Source organism: Klebsiella sp. CD33 (assembly GCF_051992865.1).
Classification (GTDB): Bacteria; Pseudomonadota; Gammaproteobacteria; order Enterobacterales; family Enterobacteriaceae; genus Klebsiella; species Klebsiella pneumoniae.
In genome coordinates this window covers 771,902-797,664 of sequence record NZ_CP197023.1, presented here as the reverse complement: position 1 = coordinate 797,664, position 25,763 = coordinate 771,902, and the positions used below count along the sequence as shown (strand labels likewise).

The following is a 25,763-nucleotide window of genomic DNA, read 5'->3' as shown; positions in this document are numbered from 1 at the left end:
GCGGCTTACTCCTGCGCCGGTTTTTGCAGCACCAGCCGGCGCAGATCGCGCCACTCTCCGGCGTCCATGCTGTCCGCCGCCAGCCAAAGATGCTGTCCGCGCCGGGTATCGACATGGCGCAAACGCAGCAGCATACCGCTATTGATAACCCACGGCGTCCCGAGGATCTCCCATTCGGCGTTTTGCCAGCGAAGACGGGAATCGGTGAGCAGTTTTATCTCCCCGCGACGGGCATGGATCCGCCGCTGGCTGCGCACGCAGTCGAAGACCACCAGCGACAGCAGCAGCAGCCAGATCGGGGTATAGCTCAGCGGCCAGGGAACCAACAGCACCAGGGCCGCCACCACGCCGTGAAGCAGCAGGGAAAACCACTGCGCGCGCCAGGAGATACGGAGATCAGATTGCCACAGGACCACGTTCCCGATTCCGTGTCTGAATTAAGGTTACCATCCGCTGCAGCTCCGCATCGGCCGGTTTGCCGTGGTTCATCAGCCAGTTGAACAGATCCGGATCGTCATTTTCCAGCAGGCGAATGAACAGCTGTTTGTCAGCGTCGCTGAGGGTATCGTACTCATACTCAAAGAACGGCATGATGGAGATGTCGAGTTCGCGCATCCCGCGGCGGCATGCCCAGTGGATACGTGCTTTATTGTTAATGTCCATGTTGACCTTCCAGCAGCAAAATATAGGTTAGTTTAACCCGTTTTCTGCCGTAACTTTACAGGAATATCGCTGAATGCGAGCATCCTTCCATAAAAACCTTAAAATAATGATGGGTTTATTGATTCCCTGCGTCAGGCGGCTGTCTCACGCCAGCGCACAAATGGCCTGTTGAAAGCACTTGCAATGCACTATAGCTCTTTTACCATTGGTCACACACACTGCGTTAAGCGATTCAGGATATGACTATGGCTTTTACACCTTTTCCTCCGCGTCAGCCTTCCTCTTCCGCTCGTCTGCCGTTAACGCTGATGACCCTGGATGACTGGGCGCTGGCGACAATTAGCGGGCCGGACAGCGAAAAATATCTGCAGGGGCAGATTACCGCCGATGTGAGTCATCTCACCGATGCCCAGCATCTGCTTGCCGCCCACTGTGATGCCAAAGGCAAGATGTGGAGCAACCTGCGCGTATTCCGTCGCGAGGGCGGCTTCGCGTGGATTGAGCGCCGCAGCCTGCGCGACGCGCAGCTGACCGAGCTGAAAAAATATGCCGTCTTCTCCAAAGTCACCATCGCCGCCAACGACGATCTGGTTCTGCTGGGGGTGGCCGGCTTCCAGGCGCGCGCCGCGCTGGCGCCGCTGTTCGCCGCCTTGCCCGACGCTGCCACCCCGGTGGTCAGCGAAGGCGCCACCAGCCTGCTGTGGTTTGAACACCCGGGCGAGCGCTTCCTGCTGGTGACCGATGTCGACACCGCCAACCGCGTCACCGACGCGTTGCGCGGCGAAGCGCAGTTTAACAACAGCCAACAGTGGCTGGCGCTGAATATTGAAGCCGGCCTGCCGGTTATCGACAGCGCTAACAGCGGGCAGTTCATTCCGCAGGCCACCAACCTGCAGGCGCTGGGCGGCATCAGCTTCAAAAAAGGCTGCTACACCGGCCAGGAAATGGTCGCGAGGGCGAAATTCCGCGGCGCCAATAAGCGCGCGCTGTGGACGCTGTCAGGGACCGCCAGCCGGGTGCCGGAAGCCGGGGAAGACCTGGAGCTGAAGATGGGCGACAACTGGCGCCGCACCGGTACGGTGCTGGCAGCCGTACAGCTGGATGACGGAAGCCTGATGGTCCAGGTAGTGATGAATAACGACATGGAACCGGACAGCGTGTTCCGTGTACGCGACGATGCCGGCAGCCTGAGCATCAAACCATTGCCGTATTCGCTGGAAGAAAATTAAGGAAAAGTTCCCGGCTTGCGGCGCTTGCGCCTTAGCCGGGCTACCCGGCCGCAGAATATCGTAGCCACGGTAAGCGTAGCGCCACCGTGGAATTTCCAGGCCGCAGAATATCGTAGCCACGGTAAGCGCAGCGCCACCGTGGCATGTTTATCAGGACTGGCCGATGTAAAGATAAATCGCCAGGAAGTGACATACGCTGCCGCCGAGCACGAAGCCGTGCCAGATAGCGTGGTTATAAGGAATACGTTTGCAGACGTAGAAGATGACTCCCAGCGAGTACACCACCCCGCCAACCGCCAGCAGCGTTACCCCGCCCACCGCCAGCTTCACCGCCAGCTGATAGACCACGATAAGCGACAGCCAGCCCATGGTCAGATAGGTCACCAGCGACAAAATTTTAAAGCGGTGCGCGATGGTCAGCTTAAACAGGATCCCCAGCAGCGCCAGGCTCCAGATGACGATCATCAGCCCCTTCGCCAGCGGTGAATTCAACCCCACCAGCAAAAACGGCGTGTAGGTCCCGGCAATCAGCAAATAGATGGCGCAGTGGTCGAATTTCTTCAGCCACTGTTTCGCCCGCTGATGCGGGATCGCGTGATAGAGCGTGGAAGCGAGGAACAGCATAATCATGCTGCCGCCGTACAGGCTGTAGCTGGCGATCGCCGTCGCGCTGGCGTTTGTATCCGCCGCCTGCACCAGCAGCAACACAAGGCCGACGATACCGAACACCAGCCCGATCCCGTGGCTGATGCTGTTGGCAACTTCCTCTGCCAGAGAATATCCCTGAGTGATTAATGGTTTGCGAACCATACTGGACTCCGTGAAAACAAGAACGCTTTCATTGCCCACTTAGGGTAACTGAGAATGATTCCAGTGAACACCTGTTAGCTAAAATAAAACGATGTATATTTGTAAACACTTTAAAATCATAAAGTTACATTTTTATTTCAACTCACAGCTGTTCCTGATTATCTTAAAGCGTTTTGAATTCAATGACATAAAACTGGCTCTCGCCAGGATAGATGTCGCTGATGACCTGCCGCAGCTGCCCGAGAGTCATATTCTCCTGTTGCGCATGCTGTTCGGTCAGCGTATCGAGCGTCACCGTCGAGGTCGCGGTCACGGCGATGGTGCAAAAATAGCCGTCATCTTCATAGCGCCCAACGCGCAGCACATCGCCGGGCTTAAAGTGCGACTCCGCTGCATCGCGAATGGTGATGGTTTTGCGCCCGGCGAGGATGTCGTCCTGAAAACGCTGAAAAAAGGTAATGTCATTGGCCTGCATGATATAATTCCGTCCTGGTCATTATGAATTGTGAGTTCGCCCTGTGAGTATGTTCTCCCACGCCGCTGTCGCCAGTCTCAATAATCTTGAGATGATGGTCTACCACTACGTCATTAAAAATCGTGACAAAGTGATGTACATGACCATCCGCGAACTGGCCGAGGCCGCCGGGGTCTCCACGACCACCGTGTTACGCTTCTGCCGCAAACTGCAGTGCGAGGGCTACTCTGAATTTCGCGTGCGCTTTAAATTATATCTCGAGCAGAATGAGCCTCAACAGGCAAATATCGGCGCCAGCGAAATAATGAGCTTTTTTAAAAGCGTCAATAATGACGAGTTCGATGAATTACTCGAGCAGGCCGTCGATATTATTCTCGCCTCCGAACGTATTATTTTTGTCGGCGCCGGCACCTCCGGCGCGCTGGCGAAATATGGCGCACGCTTCTTCTCCAACGTCGGTAAATTCAGCAACCATATTGACGACCCCTATTTTCCGGTAACCAACGATATGGCCCGCAACGCGCTGGCGATCGTGCTTTCCGTCTCTGGCGAGACGGAAGAGATCCTGCGCTTTGCCAGCCAGTTCAGCCTGCATCATTGCAAGGTGATGTCGATTACCAGCCATGAGCATTCGCGGCTGGCCAAACTGGCTGATTTCAATCTCTCCTGGCACGTGCCGCAGACGCGCATCGGCGGCGTCTACGATATTACAACGCAAATTCCAGTGATCTATATTCTCGAATCCCTCGGACGTAAATTAGCGCGCAAAATCAGCTAAAAATAACAGCCTGTTTTTTTGATGTAACATATTACCTTTGGCGGAATTTGTTATATCGTGACATTCACTTTCACTTTGCTAGACTCGAGAACAATAGTTATTAGAGAGATTAGCCAGGATGAAAAAATTAACCCTTCCGAAAGATTTTTTATGGGGTGGCGCGGTCGCCGCGCATCAGGTTGAAGGCGGCTGGGATCAGGGCGGCAAAGGCCCCAGCATCTGCGATGTGTTGACCGGCGGGGCGCACGGCGTGCCGCGCGAAATCACTCACCAGGTCGAAGCGGGAAAATACTACCCGAACCACGAAGCCGTCGACTTCTACGGTCGCTACAAAGAAGACATCAAACTGTTCGCCGAGATGGGCTTCAAATGCTTCCGCACCTCTATCGCCTGGACCCGCATCTTCCCGCAGGGTGACGAAACCCAGCCGAATGAAGAGGGACTGAAGTTCTACGACGACATGTTCGACGAGCTGCTGAAATACAACATCGAGCCGGTGATCACCCTCTCCCACTTCGAGATGCCCCTGCACCTGGTGCAGCAGTACGGCGGCTGGACCAACCGCAAAGTGGTCGATTTCTTTGTACGCTTCGCCGAAGTGGTCTTCGAGCGCTATAAGCACAAAGTGAAATACTGGATGACCTTTAACGAGATCAACAACCAGCGCAACTGGCGCGCACCGCTGTTCGGCTACTGCTGCTCCGGGGTGGTCTATACCGAGCATGACAATCCGGAAGAGACCATGTACCAGGTGCTGCACCACCAGTTCGTGGCCAGCGCGCTGGCGGTGAAAGCGGCGCGGCGCATCAACCCGGACATGCAGGTCGGCTGCATGCTGGCGATGGTCGCCCTCTACCCTTACTCCTGCAAACCGGAAGATGTCATGTTCGCCCAGGAGTCGATGCGCGAGCGCTACGTCTTTACCGACGTCCAGCTGCGCGGTTACTACCCGAGCTATGTGTTGAATGAATGGGAACGCCGCGGCTTCAACATCAGGATGGAAGACGGCGACGCGCAGATCCTGCGCGAAGGTACCTGCGCCTATCTCGGCTTCAGCTACTACATGACCAACGCGGTGAAAGCCGAGGGCGGCACTGGCGACGCCATTTCCGGTTTCGAAGGCAGCGTGCCGAACCCGCACGTCAAAGCTTCCGACTGGGGCTGGCAGATTGACCCGGTCGGCCTGCGCTATTCTCTGTGTGAACTGTATGAGCGTTATCAGAAGCCGCTGTTTATCGTGGAAAACGGCTTTGGCGCCTACGACAAAGTAGAATCCGACGGCAGCATCAACGATGACTACCGCATCGACTACCTGCGCGCCCACATCGAAGAGATGATCAAAGCGGTCACTTATGACGGCGTCGATCTGCTGGGCTATACCCCATGGGGCTGCATCGACTGCGTCTCCTTCACCACCGGGCAGTACAGCAAACGCTACGGCTTCATCTACGTCAACAAACACGACGATGGCACCGGCGACATGTCCCGCTCGCGCAAGAAGAGCTTTAACTGGTACAAAGAGGTCATCGCCAGCAACGGTGAGAACCTGTAACTAACCGCCCTCTCCCGGCCGGGGGAGGGCTAATTGCTTATCCGCCAGACACTTCTTTACAGCTTTACCATTGCCAAAACCCGTTCGCCCGTTAAGATAAGCCTCGTGAATATTTGAGGCAATCATGATTAAGCGACAACGCAAAGCCATTCTTTTTGTCCTCCTGGCCTGTCTGGTGGTGCTAACCTGCACCGCTCAACGGATGGCCGGGATGCACGCGCTGGTCATGAACCTCACCGCCGACAGCCCGTCGCTACAGAAAAACCAGGATCAGGCCGAGGCGCCGGTCACGCCGTGCGAGCTCAGCGCCAAGTCGCTGATGGCCGTTCCGCCGATGCTGTTTGAAGGGGCGCTGTTGGCTATCACCCTGCTGCTGGCGGTGCTGGCGGCGATCCCGCCGCGTATCGAACGCCAGTGGCCTCCCCGCGTTATCTCCTCACCCCGATTGCGGGTGCATCTGCGATTATGCGTCTTCCGTGAGTGATTGATTCTCCTGACAGTTCAGGTTAATTCATCACTTACGGAGCAAACTTATGTATATGGTATTCAGGCGACTACTGGTCTGCCTGCTTTGGCTATGGCTGCCCGTCAGCCAGGCCGCCGACAGCGGCTGGCTGCGCGCCGCCGACAATCAACACGCCAGCGTGCGCCTGCGGGCGCAAACCGAGAGCAATGGCGACACTCGCCTGCTTTTAGACGTAGCGCTGGAAAAGGGCTGGAAAACCTACTGGCGCTCGCCAGGGGAAGGCGGCATCGCGCCGGCTATCGCCTGGCACACGCCGCTGGAGGTGAACTGGCGCTGGCCGACGCCGCAGCGCTTCGACGTCGCGGGCATTTCCACTCAGGGCTATCACGGCGACGTCAGCTTTCCGATGACGCTGCGCGGGAAGATACCGCCGACGCTTAGCGGCGTCCTGACGCTCTCTACCTGCAGCAATGTCTGTATTCTCACTGACTATCCCTTTTCGCTGGATATGACGACTCCGGCGGGGGAGCGATTTAATTATGATTTTACCCGCGCGATGGGCACACTGCCGCTGCGCGATGGCCTGACTTCGCAACTGACCGCCAGCTACGTCAGCGGCAAACTGACGGTGACCGCCCGCCGCGATGCCGGCTGGCAGCAGCCAGCGCTGTTTATCGACAGCATGGAGGATGTCGATTTCGGTAAGCCGAGCTTTACCAGCCGCGGCGATACGTTGACCGCCACCGTACCGGTCACCGATAGCTGGGGCGAAGCGGCGCCGGACCTGAGCGGCAAAACGCTGTCGCTGGTGCTGGCGGATAGCGGTCAGGCGCAGGAAAGCCATATCGCCATCGCCGCCGGCAGCGCCGCGCCGGGGCTGGCGTTAGGCTGGGTGCTGCTGATGGCGCTGGCCGGCGGGCTAATCCTCAACGTCATGCCGTGCGTGCTGCCGGTGCTGGCGATGAAACTCGGCTCGCTGGTGCAAACCGAAGGTCGCGAACGCGGCGCGGTGCGGCGGCAGTTCCTCGCCTCGGTGTGCGGGATCGTCGTCTCGTTCCTGGCGCTGGCGCTGATGATGACCGCGCTACGCCTGGGGAATCAGGCGCTCGGCTGGGGCATCCAGTTCCAGAACCCGTGGTTTATCGGCGCGATGGCGCTGGTGATGGTGCTGTTCAGCGCCAGTTTATTGGGGCTGTTCGAAATCCGCCTCTCCTCCAGCGCCAGCACTTTCCTCGCCACCCGCGGCGGCAACGGCTTAATGGGCCATTTCTGGCAGGGCGCCTTCGCCACCCTGCTGGCGACGCCCTGTACCGCGCCGTTCCTCGGTACCGCCGTGTCGGTGGCGCTGGTGGCGCCCCTGCCGCTGCTGTGGGGCATTTTCTTCGCCATGGGGATCGGCATGAGCCTGCCGTGGCTGCTGATCGTTGCCTGGCCGGGTCTGGCGCAACGTCTACCGCGCCCGGGCCGCTGGATGAATCATCTGCGGGTGGTGCTGGGGCTAATGATGCTTGGTTCAGCGCTATGGCTGGTCAGCCTGCTGACGATCCACATCGGCCGTACGCCGGTGCTTACCCTGCTGGTGATTCTGGCCATCGCCCTGCTAGTGGCCACCGCCTGGCGCTACCGCTGGCGGACGGCGCTGCGCGCGGGCGCCCTGGCCATCGTGGTGGCGGGCGCCGTCGCCTTTGTCGCCCAACAGGACGGCCAGGGCCCGCGCCGCGACCGGGTTAACTGGCAGCCGCTCAGCGAGCAGGCTATCGCCAGCGCCCTGGCGGAGCATAAGCGGGTATTTATTGATGTCACCGCCGACTGGTGCGTGACCTGTAAAGCCAATAAATACAACGTGCTGCTGCGCGACGACGTCCAGCAGGCGCTGTTAGCGCCAGACGTAGTCGCCCTGCGCGGCGACTGGAGCCGCCCCTCCGCTGACATTAGCCAGTTTTTAACCGCACGCGGCAGTGCCGCGGTGCCGTTTAACCAGATTTACGGACCGGAATTGCCGCAGGGACAGATTCTGCCTGCGCTGTTAGACCGCGAACACCTTCTCGCCACCCTGTCCGCCGCTAAAGGAAAATAACATGAGAACTATCACCGCATTATTACTGCTGTGCGTATCGGCCTTCAGCTTCGCCGCCCCGGCGGAAGAACCACAATCGAACGGTAATGACCAGTTAGCCCAGCTGCTGTTTAACGATCCGAATAGCCCGCGCACCGGCGCGAAAGAGCCAAAACTCACGATCGTCTCGTTTACCGATTACAACTGCCCTTACTGCAAACAGTTTGATCCGCTGCTGGAAAAAATCGTCCACGATAATCCGGACATCCAGCTCATCGTTAAGCTGCTGCCGTTTAAAGGGCAGAGTTCGGTGAATGCCGCTAAAACCGCGCTCTCCACCTGGCGTCAGCAGCCCGATAAATTCTGGGCGCTGCATCAGCGGCTGATGGCGAAAAAAGGCTATCACGATGACGCCAGTATCGCCGCCGCGCAGAAGAAAACCGCCACCGATAGTGTAAATATCGATGACAAGACCATGGATTCGCTGAAGATGAACCTGATTTTGTCGCAGGTGCTGAATATTCAGGGCACCCCGGCGACCATAATCGGCGATCAGATGGTGGCCGGCGCGATCCCTGCTGAAGACCTGGAGGGGCTGGTGAAAGAGCAGCTGGCGAAAGCCCGTGGCCAGTAAAATCAGGCGCTGGCTGCGCGAGCTGGCGGTGTGGCTGCTGATTGGCGCGGCGGTGAGCCTGGCGGTGGATTATTTTCGCCAGCCCGCGCTGCCGCAAAACGTCAGCGCCACATCGCTGCAGACACTCGACGGCAGGACGCTGGATCTGAACGCCATGAGCCAGCAAAAGCCGCTGCTGCTGTACGTCTGGGCGACCTGGTGCGGAGTTTGTCGCTATACCACGCCGTCGGTGGCATCGCTTGCCGCGGACAGCGGCAATGTGCTGACGATAGCCCTGCGTTCCGGCGATAACGTCACGCTGGAGAAGTGGCTGACCAGGAAGAAAATGACGCTGCCGACGGTGAATGATCCGAGCGGCCAGCTGGCGCGGCAGTGGGACATCCAGGTAACGCCAACGCTGGTGGTCATTTCTCAAGGCGAGGTGAAGTCGGTCACCACCGGCTGGACCAGCAGTTGGGGAATGCGCCTGCGGCTGTGGCTGGCCTCCTGGTAGACCGTCGGGCTTTAGCGGTTTTTATGCCGGGTAAGGCGTATCCGCCACCCGGCCTACCATTCGGCTTTGACCCCGTAGGCCCGGCAAGCGCAGCGCCGCCGGGCAATAGACATCTACGGGTTATTTCCCGCCCGCCAGTTCAAGGAAGCTACCCGTCACATACGACGCTTTGTCGCTCAGCAGCCAGGCAATGGCCTGAGCGACCTCTTCCGGCTGGCCGCCGCGCTGCATCGGTAGCGAACCTTTCACTCGATCCACGCGTCCCGGTTCACCGCCGGAGGCGTGCATCTCGGTATAAATCAGCCCCGGACGCACGCCGTTGACCCGGATCCCCTGCGCCGCCACCTCCAGCGCCAGCCCGGTGGTCAGGGTATCTACCGCCCCTTTCGACGCGGCATAGTCAACGTACTCCCCCGGCGCGCCAAGGCGCGACGCCGCCGACGACACGTTAACTATCGCCCCGCCCTTACCGCCATGTCGATGTGACATGCGCTTTACCGCCTCGCGACAGCAGAGGAAATAACCGGTGACGTTGGTGGCCAGCACGCGGTTAATACGCTCGGCGCTCAGGCTCTCCACCGTACACTGGGTAAACAGGATCCCGGCGTTGTTGACCAGCGCCGTCAGCGGCTCGCCCATGCGGTCAACTGCCTCAAACATCGCCATCACCTGCGCTTCATCGCTGATGTCCGCCCGCAGCGCCGTGGCTTTGCCGCCAGACGCCACAATGGTATTCACCACCTCGGTGGCGGCGTTAATGTTGTGATGGTAATTGACCGCCACGGTATATCCTTCCTGCGCCAACAGCAGCGCCGTCGCCCGGCCTATGCCGCGGCTCGCGCCGCTAATAAGAGCTATTCCCATACCTTCCCTCCAAAAAAATAAAGGCGCCGCAGCGCCTTTAAAAGTTTAGCTAAAACGCAAACTTACTGGTATTCGCTCATCGGCACGCAGGAGCAGAACAGGTTGCGGTCGCCGTAGACATCATCCAGACGTTTCACCGTCGGCCAGTACTTGTTGTGCAACCCAGCCGGGAATACCGCCAGCTCGCGGCTGTACGGATGGTTCCACTCGCCCACCAGCTCGCCCTGGGTGTGCGGCGCGTTCACCAGAGGGTTATCCTCCAACGGCCATTCGCCGGCTTTGACGCGGTCGATTTCCGCGCGGATCGCCAGCATCGCGTCGATAAAGCGGTCCAGCTCGACCTTGCTTTCCGATTCCGTCGGCTCAACCATCAGCGTCCCCGCTACCGGGAAAGACATGGTCGGGGCATGGAAGCCAAAGTCGATCAGGCGCTTGGCGATATCCAGCTCGCTAATGCCGGTCTCTTCTTTCAGCGGACGAATATCAAGAATACATTCGTGCGCTACGCGACCATCGCGACCGGTGTAGAGCACCGGGTAGGCGTCTTTCAGCCGGGTCGCGATGTAGTTGGCGTTAAGGATCGCGTTCTGGCTCGCCTGCTTCAGCCCTTCCGCGCCCATCATGCGGATATACATCCAGCTGATGGGCAAAATGGACGCGCTGCCGAACGGCGCGGCGGAAACCGCGCCCTGGCGGGTCAGCATACCTTCAATCTGTACCACGCTGTGGCCCGGCACGAACGGCGCCAGGTGCGCTTTTACGCCGATTGGGCCCATGCCCGGGCCGCCGCCGCCGTGCGGAATGCAGAACGTTTTATGCAGGTTGAGGTGCGAAACGTCGGCGCCGATAAAGCCCGGAGAGGTGATCCCGACCTGGGCGTTCATGTTGGCGCCGTCGAGATAAACCTGGCCGCCAAACTGGTGCACGATCTCGCACACTTCGCGAATGGTCTCTTCATACACGCCGTGGGTCGACGGATAGGTGACCATGATGCAGGAGAGATTGGCCCCCGCCTGCTCTGCTTTTTCACGCAGATCGGCGAGATCGATGTTGCCGTTTTTATCACAGGCAACGACCACTACCTGCATACCCGCCATCTGCGCGGAAGCCGGGTTGGTGCCGTGCGCGGAGCTAGGGATCAGGCAGATATCGCGATGGCCTTCGTTGCGGCTCTCGTGATAATGGCGAATCGCCAGCAGGCCAGCATATTCACCCTGCGCGCCGGAGTTCGGCTGCATGCAGACGGCGTCATAGCCGGTCAGTTTCACCAGCCAGTCGGAAAGCTGGGCGATCATCTGATGATAACCTTCCGCCTGCTCGACCGGGCAGAACGGGTGCAGCTCGGCAAATTCCGGCCAGGTGATCGGGATCATCTCCGCCGCGGCGTTCAGTTTCATGGTGCAGGAGCCCAGCGGGATCATCGCCTGGTTCAGCGCCAGATCTTTACGCTCCAGCGCGTGCATGTAGCGCATCATCTCGGTTTCGCTATGGTAGCGGTTAAACACCGGATGGGTGAGGATCGCATCGTCGCGCAGCATCGCCGCCGGGATCGAACGGCTATCCAGCGCCACGTCTTTATCCAGGGTATCGATATCCAGACCGTGATCGTCGCCAACGATGGCGCGGAACAGGTTCAGCACATCTTCGCGGGTGGTCGCTTCATCGAGCGTAATGCCAACCGCGCCGTGAATATCGCTACGCAGGTTAATCTGCAGCGCTTCGGCACGCGCCAGCACCGCGGCTTTATCCGCCACTTCGACGCAAAGGGTGTCGAAGTAGTGAGCATGGCGCAGCTTCAGCCCTTTCTTCTGCAGGCCGTCGGCCAGAATGTCGGTCAGGCGATGAATGCGGCCAGCGATACGTTTCAGGCCCGCCGGGCCGTGGAAAACCGCGTACAGGCTGGCGATGTTGGCCAGCAGAACCTGCGAGGTACAAATGTTGGAGTTCGCTTTCTCGCGGCGGATATGCTGCTCGCGAGTCTGCATCGCCATGCGCAGCGCGGTATTACCCGCCGCGTCTTTCGATACGCCGATAATCCGGCCCGGCATGGAGCGTTTGAATTCATCTTTCGCCGCGAAGAAGGCCGCGTGCGGGCCGCCATAGCCCATCGGCACGCCGAAACGTTGAGCGGAACCGAAGACAATATCGGCGCCCTGCTTGCCCGGCGCCGTCAGCAGCACCAGCGCCATAAAGTCGGCGGCGACGCTGACAATCACTTTGCGCGCTTTCAGCTCGGCGATCAGTTTACTGTAATCGTGGATTTCACCGGTGGTGCCCACCTGCTGCAGCAGCACGCCAAAAACATCCTGGTGATCGAGCACTTTGTCAGCGTCATCGACGATGACGTCGAAGCCGAAGGTTTCCGCACGGGTGCGAACCACATCCAGGGTTTGCGGATGGACATCGGCGGCAACGAAGAAGCGGTTGGCGTTCTTCAGTTTGCTCACGCGTTTGGCCATCGCCATCGCTTCGGCGGCGGCGGTGGCTTCATCAAGCAGCGAAGCGGAAGCGATATCCAACCCGGTCAGATCCAGAGTGACCTGCTGGAAGTTGAGCAGCGACTCCAGACGGCCCTGGGATACTTCCGGCTGGTAAGGGGTATAGGCGGTATACCAGCCCGGGTTTTCCAGCATGTTGCGCTGAATGACCGGCGGCAGCTGCACGGCGGTATAGCCCATGCCGATGTAAGACTTGAAGCGCTTGTTGCGACTGGCAATCGCCTTCAGCTCCGCCAGCGCGGCGAATTCGGTAGTCGCGTCGCCCACCTGTGGTGGGGTCGCCAGCTGGATATCCTGCGGCACAATCTGGCCGATCAGGGCGTTAAGCGAATCCGCGCCGACGGTCTTCAGCATCTCTTGCTGCTGCTGAGCGTCCGGGCCAATGTGACGTTCAATAAAGGCGTCGCGGTTTTCAAGCTGACTTAAAGTCTGAGTCATGAGCGATGGTTCCTGAAACGTGCGGTGAATCGTGGTTGTCTGACTGGTTTGCCCGGCAAGCGCTGATGCTTACCGGGCCAGAATACGCAAAATCATTCGCGTTGCAGGAAGGCGGCGACACAGCGACTCCCCGGGAGCTTACAAAAGTAAGTGACCGGGGGGAGCCAGGAAGCCAACGCCCCTGCAGCGTGAAGGATGAAGCGTATTTATTCGTCTTCCAGTAAAGCTTCATACGCGGCGGCATCCAGCAGCGCGGCAACCTGCGCTTCGTCGCTGGCTTTGATCTTGAAGATCCAGCCGTCGGTATACGGGTCGCTGTTGACCAGTTCCGGAGAGTCGTTCAGCTCTTCGTTGACGGCAACGATTTCACCGCTAATCGGCGCGTAGATATCGGAGGCCGCCTTCACGGATTCGGCAACCGCGCAATCGGCACCCGCTTCAACGGTGGCGCCCACTTCCGGCAGGTCAACGAAAACCATATCGCCAAGCAGCTCCTGCGCGTGCTCGGTGATCCCTACGGTATAGGTACCGTCCGCTTCTTTACGCAGCCACTCGTGTTCTTTGCTGTATTTCAGTTCTGCTGGTACGTTGCTCATCAATTCATCTCCAAAAAAGGGAAATCACACAATGGCTTTGCCATTGCGTACAAAACCAGGTTTAGTCACTTTTACCGGCATTTCACGGTTACGGATTTGCACCACCGCGGTGTCGCCAATCCCGGCCGGCACGCGAGCCAGCGCGATGCTGTAGCCCAGCGTCGGCGAGAAGGTGCCGCTGGTGATAATGCCTTCTTTTTGATTACCGTCGCTATCGGTAAAACGGACCGGCAGACCACCGCGCAGGACGCCTTTCTCGGTCATCACCAGGCCAACCAGCTGCTCGGTGCCTTTTTCGCGCTGCATCTCCAGCGCTTCGCGGCCGATGAAGTTACGATCGGCGGGCTCCCAGGCGATAGTCCAGCCCATGTTCGCCGCCAGCGGGGAAACGCCTTCGTCCATCTCCTGGCCGTACAAGTTCATCCCGGCCTCCAGGCGCAGGGTGTCGCGCGCGCCAAGACCGCACGGCTTAACGCCAGCGTCCAGCAGACCGCGCCAGAAATCAGCCGCCTGCTCGTTCGGCATCGCAATTTCATAACCCGCTTCGCCGGTATAGCCGGTGGTGGCGATAAACAGGTCGCCGGCCTGCACGCCGAAGAACGGCTTCATGCCTTCCACGGCCTGACGTTGAGCGTCGGTAAACAGCGTCGCCGCCTTCGCTTTCGCCTGGGGGCCCTGGACCGCGATCAGCGACAGATCGTCGCGAACGGTAATTTCAAGGCCGTAAGGTTCAGCTTGTTCGGAGATCCAGGCGAGGTCTTTTTCGCGGGTGGCGGAGTTAACAACGAGGCGGAAATAATCTTCAGAAAGGAAATAGACAATCAGGTCGTCGATGACGCCGGCGGAGGCGGTCAGCATGCCGGTGTAGAGCGCTTTGCCCGGGGTGGTGAGCTTCGCCACATCGTTGGCCAGCAAATAGCGCAAGAACTCGCGGATCCGGCTGCCGTGGAAATCGACGATGGTCATATGCGACACATCGAACATCCCTGCATCGCCGCGCACCGCATGGTGCTCATCAATCTGGGACCCGTAATGCAGCGGCATCATCCAGCCATGGAAATCCACCATGCGCGCGCCGCACAGCGTGTGTTGTTCATACAACGGAGTCTGTTGAGCCATCTTTTCCTCATCGAATAAAACGGAACCAGCCACGAAATTGTCGGCGATTTTGCGCCACGAAATTCGGCATCGGCATCGCTGACGGACGCCGACGCAAACGTTCTCTTTGGCCTGAACTTACCACCGAACCCGGCGCTAAACCATAAGCTCATTCAGGGCATCACATTAGCTTATGGCTAAAATCCGCCGAAAAGCCTACAGAGTTATTGACTGGAAAAAAGCGATTTACGCCACATAAAATTAACATTAACGGCGCGACAATTAGGTAATGATGGTGTCTTATGCGATTTTACGGCTCTAATTTCTTTAACAAAAAAAAGGACGCATTAATAAATCTAATGCGAAAAAAGAGGTGAAATTAGAATATTTCAAATGAGGGGGAAAACCCGGCGCCCAGGCCGGGTGAAAGAAGTGTGACGCGGTTAACGTAACCAGGCAGGCAGATCGTTGAGGCCCATCGCCTGGCGAATCAGCTGCGGTTTCACGCCCGGCAGCGTATCGGCCAGTTTGAGTCCCACATCGCGAAGAAATTTCTTCGCCGGATGGCTCCCGGAGAACATTTCGCGGAAGCCCTGCATGCCCGCCAGCATCAGCGCCGCGCTGTGCTTGCGGCTGCGCTCGTAGCGGCGCAGATAAAGATGCTGGCCGATATCTTTGCCCTGAGCGTGCAGGCGCTTCAGCTCGTCAATAAGCTCGGCGGCATCCATAAAACCGAGGTTGACCCCCTGCCCGGCCAGCGGATGGATGGTATGCGCGGCATCGCCGACCAGCGCCAGTCGATGGGCGGCAAACTGACGGGCATAGCGGCCGGTCAGAGGGAAAACTTCACGTTCACTTGCCAGCTGGCAGAGGCCAAGGCGATTATCGAACGCGATATTCAGCGCCTGGTTGAAGGTGGTTTCATCAGCCTGCTGCATCCGCTGCGCTTCCCCCGGCGATAGCGACCAGACGATCGAGCACAGGTGCGGATCGCTGAGCGGCAGGAAGGCGAGGATCCCGTCGCCATGGAACGCCTGGCGGGCCACCGCCTGATGCGGCTCAGCGGTACGGATGGTCGCCACCAGCGCATGATGATGGTAATCCCAGAAGGTCAGCGGAATATCGGCTTTATTGCGCAGCCATGAATTGGCGCCATCGGCGCCGATCACCAGCCGCGCGGTCAGCATGCTGCCGTCCTGCAGGCTGAGAAAGGCTTCATTCTCGCCCCACGCCACCTGCTGAAGTTCCGCCGGAGCCAGCAGGGTAACGTCAGCGCAACGCTGCGCCTTCTGCCACAATGCATGATGCACTACGGCATTTTCGATAATATAGCCAAGGTGGCTAAAGCCCATGCTCTGGTCATCGAAGCTAATGTGGCCAAAGCTGTCTTTATCCCACACTTCCATACCGTGATAGCAGCTGGCCCTCTGGGCGACGATCTCGCGCCAGACGTCCAGCTTTGTCAGCAGCTTTTCGCTGGCGGCATTAATTGCCGAAACGCGCAGCGCCGGCGGCGCATCGGCGGCCAGCGGTCGCGGCTCTGCTTTCTCCAGCACTGCGACGCGCAGGCCGCTACCCTGTAGACCGCAGGCTACCGCCAGCCCCACCATTCCACCGCCAACAATGGCAACATCAACACTTTGCACGTTCTACTCCTTAACGGGGAACCCAACCGAGGGTACGCTGCGCCAGCGCATCGCGCGCCGGGGTAAATAATTCCATCGCCATCAGACCGACGTTGCGCCCCGCCACCAGCGGCGCCCAACGGTTGGCAAACAGATGCACCAGCCCATCGGTCACGCCGATGGTGGCGGCTTTATCCCCTGCCCTGCGCGCCTGATAGCGGCACAGCAGTGGATAATGACCGACATCTTCGCCGCTGAGATGGGCGTCAGCGAGTAATTCCGCCAGGCTCATCACATCGCGCAGGCCGAGATTAAAGCCCTGCCCGGCGATCGGGTGCAGCGTCTGCGCCGCGTTGCCGACCAGCGCCAGGCGGTGCGACACCGCGCGGCTGGCGGTGGTGAGGGCCAGCGGATAGACGCTGCGCTTCCCGGCGTGGGTAATACGCCCCAGCCGCCAGCCGAATGCCTGCTGCAGCTCCTGACAAAAGCGTTCGTCAGTCCAGCTCTGCACCTCATCGCGGCGCGACTGCGGATGACACCACACCAGCGAGCAGCGCCCTTGCGACATCGGCAGCATCGCCAGCGGGCCATGCTCGGTAAAGCGCTCGAAGGCGCGACCTTCGTGGGGCAACGCGGTGCTGACGTTAGCAATGATCGCTATCTGCTCATACGGCTGCTGCTGCCAGCTGATGCCGCAGCGGGCGCCCAGTGCCGAACGGGAACCGTCCGCCGCCACCAGCAGCTTACCGTTAATGATTTCGCCGCCCTCAAGCGTAAGGCTGACGCTCTCCTGGCTGCGACTGACCGCTTCCACTTTCGCCGGACAGTGCAGCGTGACGCCTGGCGCCTCGCGCAGCAGACCAAACAGCCGCTGGCCGACATCGTGGAGTTCAACCACCTGGCCCAGCGCCGACAGGCCATAATCCGCCGCCGCCAGATTCACAAACCCGGCATGACCGCGGTCGCTGACGTGTACTCGCTGGATGGGCGTCGCGCGTTCGGCGAGGCGTTGCCAGATACCGATACGCGCCAGCTGCTGGCAGGTGCCCGCAGCCAGGGCGATCGCCCGGTCGTCAAAGCCAGGGTGGCGTGACGAATGCGGATCCTGCGCTTCAATGAGGTGGACCGGCAGCGCGCCGCCAGTCAAACGGGAGATGGCCAGCGCGAGCGTCGCCCCGGTCATCCCGCCCCCGACGATCAGCACGCTCATGACTGGCGCGCCGCCGCCATCAGCGCCTCGATCTCATCCGCCTTCTTCACCACGCCGGCGGTGAGATTTTCGTTACCGTCTTCGGTAATCACGATGTCATCTTCAATACGGATGCCGATGCCGCGATACTGCGCCGGCACGTCGGCATCGGTGGCGATATACAGTCCCGGCTCGACGGTCAGCACCATTCCCGGCTCCAGGACGCGCGAACGGTCGGTGTCGTAATTACCGACATCGTGCACATCCAGACCCAGCCAGTGGCTCAGGCCATGCATAAAGTACGGGCGGTGGGCGTTGTTGGCGATAAGCTCGTCAATCTCGCCTTTCAGGATCCCCAGCCGCACCAGGCCGGTAATCATAATGCGCACCACTTCCTGGTTGACCTGACAGATCGAGGTGCCCGGCCGATAGAGTTTCAGCGCGGTCTCCAGCGATTCGAGCACAATGTCGTAGATCTCGCGCTGCGGCTGGGTAAATTTACCGTTTACCGGGAAGGTGCGGGTAATGTCCCCGGCATAGCCGCGATACTCGCAGCCGGCGTCAATCAGGACTAAATCGCCGTCGCGCAGTTCAGATTCGTTTTCGGTGTAGTGCAGAATACAGCCGTTTTCGCCGCCGCCAACGATGGTGTTATAGGAGGGGAAACGTGCCCCGTGGCGGTTGAATTCATGGAGAATTTCACCTTCCAGCTGATATTCGAACATGCCAGGGCGGCATTTTTCCATCGCCCGGGTATGGGCCAGCGCGGTGATCTCCCCGGCGCGGCGCATCACGGCAAGCTCTTCCGCGGATTTAAACAGGCGCATCTCATGCACAATGGGCCGCCAGTCGATAACCGAGTTCGGCGCCTGCAGATTCTGGCGCGAGCCTTTGCGCAGTTTTTCGAGGGCGTTGAACACAATCTCATCGGCATAGGCATATTCACCCTGGGCGAAGTAGATCGCGTCCAGACCGTTGAGCAGCTGATACAGCTGCTGGTTGATTTCGCTGAACGCCAGCGCCCGGTCGACGCCAAGCTTCGCCGGCGCGGCCTCCTGGCCCAGACGGCGTCCAAACCAGATCTCAGCGGTCAGATCGCGAACCCGGTTGAACAGCACGCTATGGTTGTGGGTTTCATCGCTTTTAATCAACACCAGCAGCGCTTCCGGTTCGTTAAAGCCGGTGAAGTACCAGAAATCGCTGTTCTGCCGGTAGGGATATTCCGAATCTGCACTGCGCACCGCTTCCGGTGCGGCGAAAATCAGCGCCGCGCTGCCTGGCTGCATCTGCGCCAACAGCGTCTGGCGACGCGATAGAAATTCCTGCTGAGTCATGACGCCCCCTGAACGAATTTTAGTTAGTGTAATGTCGGTTTGCGGACTTCCGGTGCGGTTGGCTGCTGACGGGCAAAGGTGTCGTGGCACAGCAGTGCGGCAACGCGGACATACTCGATAATCTCCTCCAGAGACATTTCCAGCTCTTCCTGATCTTCGTCTTCATCGTAGCCCAGCTGGGCAATATTACGCAGATCGTCAATCGCTTCCCCGGTTTCATCCTTCACTTTATCCAGCTTCGGCTGGCTAACGCCAAGACCAAGCAGGAAGTGGTTGACCCAACCGGCGAGGGCGTCGGCACGGTCAAAGACGCTCACCGCATCGCCTTCCGGCAGATACAGTTGAAAGAGGAAACCGTCGTCATCCAGTGAATCGCTGATGGCGGAATGCATGTTACGCAGCGCCTGAGCCAGTTCATGGCCAAAGGCGAGACCTTCGTTGGTCAGGTCGTGCACCAGCGGCTGCCAGCTGCTGTCCGTGTTGCCGCCGCACAGCAATCCGCTGATCAAACCGTGCATTTCGGCCGGGGTGAGACCTACCCCTTGTTGGTTCAGTAACTGGTCTACATCGTTGTAACCAGGCATTTCGTTCTGTATAGACATGCGCATTCGTCATCGTTGGGAGGAATATTCATGGTATGCTACCACTTTGGACCCTGGTGAACCAGAATAGGGCTTGTATCTTCGCACCAGGGTAGCTATAGTGTCGCCCCTTCGCAGACCCGGGCCAGGGTGTGAAGGCAGCGCAGTCAATCAGCAGGAAGGTGGCATGTCTGCACAACCCGTAGATCTCCAAATTTTCGGCCGTTCACTGCGAGTGAATTGCCCGCCTGAACAAAGGGATGCCCTGAATCAGGCAGCTGAAGACCTTAATCAGCGGTTGCAAGATTTAAAAGAACGCACTAGAGTCACAAATACTGAGCAGCTGGTCTTCATCGCGGCGTTGAACATCAGCTATGAGTTGACTCAGGAAAAAGCGAAGACCCGCGACTACGCTTCCAGCATGGAGCAGCGCATTCGCATGCTTCAGCAGACCATCGAACAAGCATTGCTTGAGCAAGGTCGCATAAGCGAAAAGCCAGGGTCGAAGTTTGAATAACACTTTGCAGTTAACTGTGTTAGAGTAATCGCAAGAACAAAATTTCTCTGAGATGTTTGCAAGCGGGCCAGTCCCCTGAGCCGATATTTCATACCACAAGAATGTGGCGCTCCACGGTTGGTGAGCATGCTCGGTTCGTCCGAGAAGCCTTAAAACCGTGACGACACATTCACCTTGAACCAAGGGTTCAAGGGTTACAGCCTGCGGCGGCATCTCGGAGATTCCCTTCTTTACTTCGCATCATCCCCCATACGTGTTTTCGGCTGAAGCCGCCCTGTATTACACTTGCTCCTATTGTTTCGCCAGCTCGTAACGAGACCTGCATGACTATACAGCCCGATACCCTGCTCTCCCGTCAGCATATTCGCCAGCAGATCCGCGATCGTCGACGCGCACTCAGCCCGGAGCAACAGCGCCTGTTTGCCCAACAGGCCGCCGAGCGGATGATGGCCTGGCCGCCGATAGTTCTCGCCCACAACGTGGCGCTGTTTCTCTCCTTTGACGGCGAGCTGGACACCCAGCCGCTGATCGACCAGCTCTGGCGCGCCGGCAAGCGGGTATATCTCCCGGTGCTGCATCCCTTTAGCCCCGGCAATCTGCTGTTTTTACACTACCATCCGCAGAGCCAACTGATCGTGAATCGCCTGAAGATCCGCGAACCGAAGCTCGATGTGCGGGATGTGCTGCCGCTGGCTGAACTCGATGTGCTGGTGACCCCGCTGGTGGCCTTCGATGTCAGTGGCCAACGGCTGGGAATGGGCGGCGGTTTTTACGACCGGACGCTGCAAAACTGGCAGCAGTATCGCCTGCAGCCGGTGGGCTACGCGCACGACTGCCAGCAGGTGGATAGCCTGCCGAGCGAAGAGTGGGATATCCCGCTGCCGGCGGTCATCACCCCGGGAAAAACCTGGTGTTGGTAGGTACGCGGGGACGAGAAATTCAGCCTGGAAAGTATTAACAAAAAAACGGGCAGGTACGCGACCTGCCCGAGAGGCAAAAATGATTAGAACAGCAGACGGGCGCGGATAGTCCCCGGGATCGCTTTCATTGCCTGCAGCGCCTGCTGGGCAACATCTTCTTCCGCTTCAATATCAATCACCACGTAGCCCATCTGCGGCGACGTTTGCAGATACTGGGCGGCAATGTTGATGCTCTGCGCGGCGAAGATTTGGTTGATTGCGGTCAGGACGCCCGGCCGGTTCTCATGGATATGCAGCAGACGACGGCCGCCGTGCAGCGGTAGAGAAACTTCCGGGAAGTTAACTGCCGACAGGGTTGACCCGTTGTCAGAGTATTTCGCCAGCTTGCCAGCTACTTCCAGACCGATGTTCTCCTGCGCTTCCTGAGTGGAGCCACCGATATGCGGTGTGAGGATCACGTTATCAAACTCGCACAGCGGCGAAGTGAAGGGGTCGCTGTTGGTCGCAGGTTCAGTCGGGAAGACGTCGATAGCCGCCCCGGCCAGATGCTTACTGGCCAGCGCATCGCATAGCGCCGGAATGTCCACCACGGTACCGCGGGAGGCGTTGATCAGCAGCGCGCCCGGCTTCATCAGCGCCAGTTCTTCCGCGCCCATCATATTTTTGGTAGAGGCGTTTTCCGGCACGTGCAGGCTGACCACATCGCTCATGTTCAGCAGGTCGGAGAGATGCTGTACCTGAGTGGCGTTGCCGAGCGGCAGTTTGTTTTCAATATCATAGAAGAAGACGTGCATTCCCAGCGATTCCGCCAGAATGCCAAGCTGGGTACCGATGTGGCCGTAACCGATGATGCCCAGCTTTTTACCACGCGCTTCGAAGCTGCCGACCGCCTGCTTGTTCCACACCCCGCGGTGCGCTTTGGCGTTGGCTTCCGGCACGCCGCGCAGCATCAGCAGCAGTTCGCCGATCACCAACTCGGCCACCGAGCGGGTGTTAGAGAACGGCGCGTTAAACACCGGAATACCGCGCTTCGCAGCGGCGTTCAGATCGACCTGGTTGGTCCCGATGCAGAAGCAACCGACGGCAACCAGTTTTTCCGCTGCGGCGAAAATCTCTTCAGTCAGATGGGTACGGGAACGCAGGCCGATGAAATGGGCATCACGGATCGCCGCTTTCAGCTGTTCTGAATCCAGCGCGCCTTTATGAAATTCAATGTTGGTGTAACCCGCTGCGCGAAGGCTATCGATTGCCTTTTGATGCACACCTTCAACCAGCAGAAATTTAATCTTGTCTTTTTCCAGTGATACCTTAGCCATTTCCCCGTCCTGTTTTGTCTTAACTGATGTCGTGCTGAACGAAAGTTCGTCTCAGCAACATATCAAAAAAAACTATCGCGGCAATATGAACGTTTGCGTCGCCGTCCTGAAGAAATGTCATCCAGAGGGAAATCGCAGGACAAAACACCAGAAAGAGAAGAAATGGTAGCGTGTAAATCAGAATGGTTGCATAAATGTGACAGAAGTCACCAAATTGCACCTGGTGAAAAAATATTTGCGAGGGAGCCGGTCGGCTCCCTGCGGACAGACTATTTTACGATGGTCTTCACGCCGTCGGCAGTGCCAATCAGCGCCACGTCGGCGCCACGGTTGGCGAACAGCCCCACGGTGACGACGCCAGGAATACCGTTGATCGCGTTTTCCAGCGCGATCGCATCGAGAATTTCCAGGCCGTGCACGTCAAGGATCACGTTGCCGTTATCGGTCACCACGCCCTGACGGTACTCTGGACGGCCGCCCAGCTTGACCAGCTGACGCGCCACGGCGCTGCGCGCCATCGGAATGACTTCCACCGGCAGCGGGAACTTGCCCAGAATATCGACCTGCTTGGAGGCGTCGGCGATGCAGATAAATTTATCCGCGACCGAGGCGATGATCTTTTCACGGGTCAGCGCCGCGCCGCCGCCTTTGATCATCTGCATATGGCCGTTGATCTCATCCGCGCCGTCAACATAGATCCCCAGGCGATCGACGCTGTTAAGATCGAAGACGGTGATCCCGAGGCTTTTCAGCTTCTCGGTGGAGGCGTCGGAGCTGGAAACCGCCCCTTCGATCTGCCCCTTCATGGTGCCCAGCGCGTCAATAAAATGGGCCGCCGTCGAGCCGGTGCCTACGCCGACAATAGTCCCTGGCTGTACATATTGCAGTGCTGCCCAACCTACCGCTTTTTTCAGTTCATCCTGCGTCATAATTCTGGTCCGAGATGTGAATGCCTGTGGCGCATTATAGAACATCGATAGTGGAAATGTCCCTGCGATGCAGATCACACAACTGAACAGACCAATTTCGTCTGTATCAAATAAAAATTTATGTCATAGTGCGAGATAACGATTAGTTATGGGGGCACGCCAGAATAATGAAACGACCGGACTACAGGACACTACAAGCGCTGGATGCGGTGATTAGGGAACGAGGATTTGAGCGCGCCGCGCAGAAGCTATGTATTACCCAGTCCGCCGTCTCACAGCGTATTAAGCAGCTGGAAAATATGTTCGGCCAGCCGCTGCTGGTGCGTACCGTGCCGCCGCGCCCCACCGAGCAAGGACAGAAACTGCTGGCTCTGTTGCGCCAGGTTGAACTGCTGGAGGAAGAGTGGCTGGGCGATGAACAAACCGGCTCTACGCCGTTGCTGCTGTCGCTGGCGGTGAACGCCGACAGTCTGGCGACCTGGCTGCTGCCGGCGCTGGCCAATGTTCTGTCAGACTCCCCTATTCGTCTCAACCTGCAGGTGGAAGATGAAACCCGCACCCAGGAGCGCCTGCGCCGTGGCGAAGTAGTGGGCGCAGTGAGTATCCAGCCGCAGGCGCTGCCAAGCTGCCTGGTGGATCAGCTGGGGGCGCTCGATTACCTGTTTGTCGCATCAAAAGAGTTTGCGCAACGCTATTTCCCGAATGGCGTGACGCGTTCGGCGCTGCTTAAGGCGCCGGTCGTCGCCTTCGACCATCTGGACGATATGCATCAGGCGTTCCTGCAGCAAAACTTCGACCTGCCGCCGGGCAGCGTCCCCTGCCACATCGTCAACTCGTCGGAAGCTTTCGTGCAGCTGGCGCGCCAGGGCACCACCTGCTGTATGATCCCGCATCTGCAGATCGAAAAAGAGCTCAACAGCGGCGAACTTATCGATCTCACCCCGGGCCTGTTCCAGCGCCGCATGCTCTACTGGCACCGCTTCGCCCCGGAAAGCCGCATGATGCGCCGGGTGACCGATGCGCTCATTGACTACGGACACAAGGTGCTGCGTCAGGATTAAACCGCGGGCATAAAAAAGCCACTTCGCTGAAGTGGCTTTTTTGTTTCTATCGCTTACTGGGCCGGTTTCGGCGTTTCCGCCGGTTTCGCCGGGGTGGCTGGAGCAGCGGCTTGCGCCGGCTGCAGCTCAAAGACTACATCGACCTGGTCGTCAAACTGGATAGTCGCCTGCTCGTAGGTTTCCTGGGCAGAAACCGGCGCAGCGTCAGCGGCCTTCATCATGCGAACCATCGGGCTCGGCTGATAGTTGGAGACATGGTAGCGCACGCTGTACACCGGACCCAGCTTGCTGTGGAAGCCTGCGGCCAGCTCCTGCGCCTGATGCACGGCGTCGTCGATCGCCGCTTTACGCGCTTTATCTTTGTAGGCGTCCGGTTGCGCAACGCCCAGCGAGACGGAGCGAATCTCGTTGAGACCCGCTTTCAGGGCGCCATCCAGCAGACCGTTGAGTTTATCCAGCTGGCGCAAGGTCACTTCCACTGTGCGCACCGCGCGATAGCCTTTCAGAATGCTTTTCCCGTTCTGATAGTCGTAATCAGGCTGGGTACGCAGATTCGCCGAGTTGATGTCCTTTTTAGCAATACCGCTCTTTTCGAGGAAAGAGAGATATTGCGCAACGCGATCGTCAGCCTGTTTTTTTGCCGACGCGGCGTCTTTTGCCGACACGTTCACTTCAATCGCCAGGGTGGCGATGTCCGGAACCGCGGCAACGCTTGCTGTGCCTGAAGTCACAATGTGCGGGCCATCCGGCAATTCGCTGGCCTGTGCCGCCATCGTGGTCAATCCGAGTGTTGCCGCCAGGGCTAAGACTTTTAACTTCACTGTCGTTTCTCCATGTTACTTAAATCGCCCTTACGGGACGCATGCAAGCAAGCTTAGCGCGTACAGCAGGAAAGTCCATCGGACAACGCTTAGTTAAGCAACGCCTGGATATGGCTGACGCCTTCTCTTGCCAGCTGAAACGCAATAAACCACATGACGGCGCCGACCACAATATTGATGATCCGCTGGGCTCTGGCGGTACGCAGTCTCGGCGCCAGCCAGGCGGCTAACAGCGCCAGGCCAAAGAACCACAGGAAAGAGGCGCTAATGGTCCCTAGCGCAAACCAGCGCTTCGGCTCCACCGCCAGCTGACCTCCCAGACTGCCTAACACCACAAAGGTGTCCAGATAAACGTGCGGGTTAAGCCAGGTCACCGCCAGCATGGTGATGATGATTTTCCAGCGCCCCTGCTGCATTACCTCTGCATTGGCGAGTTCAAGACTCTGACTGAACGCCGTTTTCAATGCGCCGAAGCCATACCACAGCAAAAAGGCCACGCCGCCCCAGGTCACTAGCGCCAGCAGCCACGGGGATTGCATCAGCAGTGCGCTACCGCCGAAAATGCCAGCGCAGATTAACAGCAAGTCGCTGACCGCGCATAGCAGGGCAATCATCAGATGATACTGACGACGGATCCCCTGATTCATCACAAAGGCATTTTGTGGGCCAAGCGGCAATATCATAGCCGCTCCCAGGGCAAGCCCCTGAAAGTAATAAGTAAACATAAGGATTTATCCGCTGAGTTCGAGAGTGGCGCTGACTATAGCGTGAATGAATTATTAGCGGAAATTTAAATAATTAATCATTAATTAGAACAACT

26 protein-coding genes and 1 other RNA gene are annotated in these 25,763 nt (G+C 58.5%); 11 read left to right on the top strand and 16 right to left on the bottom strand.

Features of this window, described 5'->3' with window-relative positions; translation table 11 throughout:
- Positions 1–5: 5 nt before the first annotated feature.
- Together ACR809_RS03965 and sdhE are read right to left on the bottom strand one after the other, a co-directional pair.
- On the bottom strand, positions 6–416 hold the full coding sequence (locus ACR809_RS03965; RefSeq protein WP_002916310.1) for a protein YgfX: 411 nt from the start codon (positions 414–416) through the stop codon (positions 6–8).
- Positions 397–663 carry an FAD assembly factor SdhE gene (gene sdhE, locus ACR809_RS03960; protein ID WP_002916312.1) on the bottom strand — a complete coding sequence of 89 codons (267 nt, stop codon included), beginning with the start codon at positions 661–663 and terminating at the stop codon, positions 397–399. The genes ACR809_RS03965 and sdhE overlap by 20 nt, the downstream gene beginning before the upstream one ends.
- Positions 664–908: 245 nt before the next feature.
- On the opposite strand from sdhE, the gene ygfZ reads away from it, so the two are divergent.
- Positions 909–1,892, top strand: coding sequence for a tRNA-modifying protein YgfZ (ygfZ, locus tag ACR809_RS03955; protein ID WP_002916313.1), 984 nt, complete (start codon positions 909–911; stop codon positions 1,890–1,892).
- A 150-nt stretch (positions 1,893–2,042) separates the two neighbouring features.
- Here the strand turns inward: ygfZ and trhA are convergent, their stop codons facing one another.
- Entirely contained in the window at positions 2,043–2,702 is a 660-nt protein-coding gene (gene trhA, locus ACR809_RS03950; protein WP_002916317.1) for a PAQR family membrane homeostasis protein TrhA, read from the bottom strand.
- Positions 2,703–2,865: 163 nt separating this feature from the next.
- Positions 2,866–3,177, bottom strand: a complete 312-nt coding sequence (gene yqfB, locus ACR809_RS03945) for a N(4)-acetylcytidine aminohydrolase (RefSeq protein ID WP_004144734.1) — start codon at positions 3,175–3,177, stop codon at positions 2,866–2,868.
- A gap of 49 nt (positions 3,178–3,226) precedes the next feature.
- Here yqfB and ACR809_RS03940 point away from each other — a divergent pair, with 49 nt between their 5' ends.
- From ACR809_RS03940 to ACR809_RS03915, 6 genes are all read left to right on the top strand, one after another.
- Complete coding sequence (locus tag ACR809_RS03940) at positions 3,227–3,955, top strand: MurR/RpiR family transcriptional regulator (RefSeq protein ID WP_002916321.1); 729 nt, start codon at positions 3,227–3,229, stop codon at positions 3,953–3,955.
- A 118-nt stretch (positions 3,956–4,073) separates the two neighbouring features.
- Complete coding sequence (gene bglA, locus ACR809_RS03935; protein ID WP_004185559.1) at positions 4,074–5,507, top strand: 6-phospho-beta-glucosidase BglA; 1,434 nt, start codon at positions 4,074–4,076, stop codon at positions 5,505–5,507.
- Between the two features lie 124 nt (positions 5,508–5,631).
- On the top strand, positions 5,632–5,991 hold the full coding sequence (locus tag ACR809_RS03930; protein WP_004900527.1) for a hypothetical protein: 360 nt from the start codon (positions 5,632–5,634) through the stop codon (positions 5,989–5,991).
- A gap of 49 nt (positions 5,992–6,040) precedes the next feature.
- Positions 6,041–8,050: a protein-disulfide reductase DsbD family protein gene (locus ACR809_RS03925; RefSeq protein ID WP_023280516.1), complete on the top strand. Its 2,010-nt coding sequence runs from the start codon at positions 6,041–6,043 to the stop codon at positions 8,048–8,050.
- A 1-nt stretch (position 8,051) separates the two neighbouring features.
- Complete coding sequence (locus ACR809_RS03920; RefSeq protein ID WP_004181237.1) at positions 8,052–8,663, top strand: DsbA family protein; 612 nt, start codon at positions 8,052–8,054, stop codon at positions 8,661–8,663.
- The gene (locus ACR809_RS03915) at positions 8,653–9,156 is read left to right on the top strand and encodes a protein disulfide oxidoreductase (RefSeq protein WP_023280517.1); all 504 of its coding nucleotides are present in this window, start codon (positions 8,653–8,655) and stop codon (positions 9,154–9,156) included. The genes ACR809_RS03920 and ACR809_RS03915 overlap by 11 nt, the downstream gene beginning before the upstream one ends.
- Positions 9,157–9,276: 120 nt before the next feature.
- Here ACR809_RS03915 and ACR809_RS03910 read toward each other — a convergent pair whose 3' ends face one another.
- From ACR809_RS03910 to ACR809_RS03875, 8 genes are all read right to left on the bottom strand, one after another.
- Complete coding sequence (locus tag ACR809_RS03910; protein WP_019704916.1) at positions 9,277–10,020, bottom strand: SDR family oxidoreductase; 744 nt, start codon at positions 10,018–10,020, stop codon at positions 9,277–9,279.
- Positions 10,021–10,082: 62 nt separating this feature from the next.
- Positions 10,083–12,956, bottom strand: coding sequence for an aminomethyl-transferring glycine dehydrogenase (gcvP, locus tag ACR809_RS03905; protein ID WP_032412226.1), 2,874 nt, complete (start codon positions 12,954–12,956; stop codon positions 10,083–10,085).
- A 206-nt stretch (positions 12,957–13,162) separates the two neighbouring features.
- A complete protein-coding gene (gcvH, locus tag ACR809_RS03900) occupies positions 13,163–13,552 on the bottom strand; it encodes a glycine cleavage system protein GcvH (protein WP_002916479.1) in 390 nt (129 codons plus the stop codon).
- Between the two features lie 24 nt (positions 13,553–13,576).
- On the bottom strand, positions 13,577–14,671 hold the full coding sequence (gcvT, locus tag ACR809_RS03895; RefSeq protein ID WP_002916480.1) for a glycine cleavage system aminomethyltransferase GcvT: 1,095 nt from the start codon (positions 14,669–14,671) through the stop codon (positions 13,577–13,579).
- Between the two features lie 422 nt (positions 14,672–15,093).
- Positions 15,094–16,296 (bottom strand): FAD-dependent 2-octaprenylphenol hydroxylase, encoded by a 1,203-nt coding sequence (gene ubiI, locus ACR809_RS03890; protein WP_002916481.1) that lies wholly within the window; start codon positions 16,294–16,296, stop codon positions 15,094–15,096.
- A 10-nt stretch (positions 16,297–16,306) separates the two neighbouring features.
- Positions 16,307–17,485: a 2-octaprenyl-6-methoxyphenyl hydroxylase gene (gene ubiH / locus ACR809_RS03885; RefSeq protein ID WP_032423842.1), complete on the bottom strand. Its 1,179-nt coding sequence runs from the start codon at positions 17,483–17,485 to the stop codon at positions 16,307–16,309.
- On the bottom strand, positions 17,482–18,798 hold the full coding sequence (gene pepP / locus ACR809_RS03880; protein WP_002916483.1) for a Xaa-Pro aminopeptidase: 1,317 nt from the start codon (positions 18,796–18,798) through the stop codon (positions 17,482–17,484). Before pepP ends, ubiH begins: the two co-directional genes overlap by 4 nt.
- Before the next feature lie 23 nt (positions 18,799–18,821).
- Positions 18,822–19,400 carry a YecA/YgfB family protein gene (locus tag ACR809_RS03875; RefSeq protein WP_002916486.1) on the bottom strand — a complete coding sequence of 193 codons (579 nt, stop codon included), beginning with the start codon at positions 19,398–19,400 and terminating at the stop codon, positions 18,822–18,824.
- Between the two features lie 166 nt (positions 19,401–19,566).
- Here ACR809_RS03875 and zapA point away from each other — a divergent pair, with 166 nt between their 5' ends.
- From zapA to ACR809_RS03860, 3 genes are all read left to right on the top strand, one after another.
- Positions 19,567–19,896 carry a cell division protein ZapA gene (gene zapA / locus ACR809_RS03870; protein ID WP_002916488.1) on the top strand — a complete coding sequence of 110 codons (330 nt, stop codon included), beginning with the start codon at positions 19,567–19,569 and terminating at the stop codon, positions 19,894–19,896.
- Between the two features lie 41 nt (positions 19,897–19,937).
- Positions 19,938–20,121: non-coding RNA, 6S RNA (gene ssrS / locus ACR809_RS03865), on the top strand.
- Positions 20,122–20,219: 98 nt separating this feature from the next.
- On the top strand, positions 20,220–20,816 hold the full coding sequence (locus tag ACR809_RS03860) for a 5-formyltetrahydrofolate cyclo-ligase (RefSeq protein WP_004144746.1): 597 nt from the start codon (positions 20,220–20,222) through the stop codon (positions 20,814–20,816).
- An 83-nt stretch (positions 20,817–20,899) separates the two neighbouring features.
- Here ACR809_RS03860 and serA read toward each other — a convergent pair whose 3' ends face one another.
- Positions 20,900–22,132, bottom strand: coding sequence for a phosphoglycerate dehydrogenase (gene serA, locus ACR809_RS03855; RefSeq protein WP_122051060.1), 1,233 nt, complete (start codon positions 22,130–22,132; stop codon positions 20,900–20,902).
- Positions 22,133–22,401: 269 nt separating this feature from the next.
- Positions 22,402–23,061, bottom strand: a complete 660-nt coding sequence (gene rpiA / locus ACR809_RS03850; protein ID WP_002916495.1) for a ribose-5-phosphate isomerase RpiA — start codon at positions 23,059–23,061, stop codon at positions 22,402–22,404.
- Between the two features lie 167 nt (positions 23,062–23,228).
- Here rpiA and argP point away from each other — a divergent pair, with 167 nt between their 5' ends.
- Positions 23,229–24,122 carry a DNA-binding transcriptional regulator ArgP gene (argP, locus tag ACR809_RS03845; RefSeq protein WP_002916497.1) on the top strand — a complete coding sequence of 298 codons (894 nt, stop codon included), beginning with the start codon at positions 23,229–23,231 and terminating at the stop codon, positions 24,120–24,122.
- A gap of 53 nt (positions 24,123–24,175) precedes the next feature.
- Here argP and ACR809_RS03840 read toward each other — a convergent pair whose 3' ends face one another.
- Together ACR809_RS03840 and argO are read right to left on the bottom strand one after the other, a co-directional pair.
- A complete protein-coding gene (locus tag ACR809_RS03840; protein ID WP_002916499.1) occupies positions 24,176–24,943 on the bottom strand; it encodes an oxidative stress defense protein in 768 nt (255 codons plus the stop codon).
- A gap of 89 nt (positions 24,944–25,032) precedes the next feature.
- Positions 25,033–25,668: an arginine exporter ArgO gene (gene argO, locus ACR809_RS03835; RefSeq protein ID WP_004144747.1), complete on the bottom strand. Its 636-nt coding sequence runs from the start codon at positions 25,666–25,668 to the stop codon at positions 25,033–25,035.
- Positions 25,669–25,763: the final 95 nt, after the last annotated feature.

What these genes read in the sequence shown, in the direction of transcription:
- sdhE (WP_002916312.1), bottom strand. Translation starts at nt 663, where the DNA reads ATGGACATTAACAATAAAGCACGTATCCACTGGGCATGCCGCCGCGGG.
- ygfZ (WP_002916313.1), top strand. Translation starts at nt 909, where the DNA reads ATGGCTTTTACACCTTTTCCTCCGCGTCAGCCTTCCTCTTCCGCTCGT.
- trhA (WP_002916317.1), bottom strand. Translation starts at nt 2,702, where the DNA reads ATGGTTCGCAAACCATTAATCACTCAGGGATATTCTCTGGCAGAGGAA.
- yqfB (WP_004144734.1), bottom strand. Translation starts at nt 3,177, where the DNA reads ATGCAGGCCAATGACATTACCTTTTTTCAGCGTTTTCAGGACGACATC.
- ACR809_RS03940 (WP_002916321.1), top strand. Translation starts at nt 3,227, where the DNA reads ATGTTCTCCCACGCCGCTGTCGCCAGTCTCAATAATCTTGAGATGATG.
- bglA (WP_004185559.1), top strand. Translation starts at nt 4,074, where the DNA reads ATGAAAAAATTAACCCTTCCGAAAGATTTTTTATGGGGTGGCGCGGTC.
- ACR809_RS03930 (WP_004900527.1), top strand. Translation starts at nt 5,632, where the DNA reads ATGATTAAGCGACAACGCAAAGCCATTCTTTTTGTCCTCCTGGCCTGT.
- ACR809_RS03925 (WP_023280516.1), top strand. Translation starts at nt 6,041, where the DNA reads ATGTATATGGTATTCAGGCGACTACTGGTCTGCCTGCTTTGGCTATGG.
- ACR809_RS03920 (WP_004181237.1), top strand. Translation starts at nt 8,052, where the DNA reads ATGAGAACTATCACCGCATTATTACTGCTGTGCGTATCGGCCTTCAGC.
- ACR809_RS03910 (WP_019704916.1), bottom strand. Translation starts at nt 10,020, where the DNA reads ATGGGAATAGCTCTTATTAGCGGCGCGAGCCGCGGCATAGGCCGGGCG.
- gcvP (WP_032412226.1), bottom strand. Translation starts at nt 12,956, where the DNA reads ATGACTCAGACTTTAAGTCAGCTTGAAAACCGCGACGCCTTTATTGAA.
- gcvH (WP_002916479.1), bottom strand. Translation starts at nt 13,552, where the DNA reads ATGAGCAACGTACCAGCAGAACTGAAATACAGCAAAGAACACGAGTGG.
- gcvT (WP_002916480.1), bottom strand. Translation starts at nt 14,671, where the DNA reads ATGGCTCAACAGACTCCGTTGTATGAACAACACACGCTGTGCGGCGCG.
- ubiH (WP_032423842.1), bottom strand. Translation starts at nt 17,485, where the DNA reads ATGAGCGTGCTGATCGTCGGGGGCGGGATGACCGGGGCGACGCTCGCG.
- pepP (WP_002916483.1), bottom strand. Translation starts at nt 18,798, where the DNA reads ATGACTCAGCAGGAATTTCTATCGCGTCGCCAGACGCTGTTGGCGCAG.
- ACR809_RS03875 (WP_002916486.1), bottom strand. Translation starts at nt 19,400, where the DNA reads ATGTCTATACAGAACGAAATGCCTGGTTACAACGATGTAGACCAGTTA.
- zapA (WP_002916488.1), top strand. Translation starts at nt 19,567, where the DNA reads ATGTCTGCACAACCCGTAGATCTCCAAATTTTCGGCCGTTCACTGCGA.
- ACR809_RS03860 (WP_004144746.1), top strand. Translation starts at nt 20,220, where the DNA reads ATGACTATACAGCCCGATACCCTGCTCTCCCGTCAGCATATTCGCCAG.
- serA (WP_122051060.1), bottom strand. Translation starts at nt 22,132, where the DNA reads ATGGCTAAGGTATCACTGGAAAAAGACAAGATTAAATTTCTGCTGGTT.
- rpiA (WP_002916495.1), bottom strand. Translation starts at nt 23,061, where the DNA reads ATGACGCAGGATGAACTGAAAAAAGCGGTAGGTTGGGCAGCACTGCAA.
- argP (WP_002916497.1), top strand. Translation starts at nt 23,229, where the DNA reads ATGAAACGACCGGACTACAGGACACTACAAGCGCTGGATGCGGTGATT.
- argO (WP_004144747.1), bottom strand. Translation starts at nt 25,668, where the DNA reads ATGTTTACTTATTACTTTCAGGGGCTTGCCCTGGGAGCGGCTATGATA.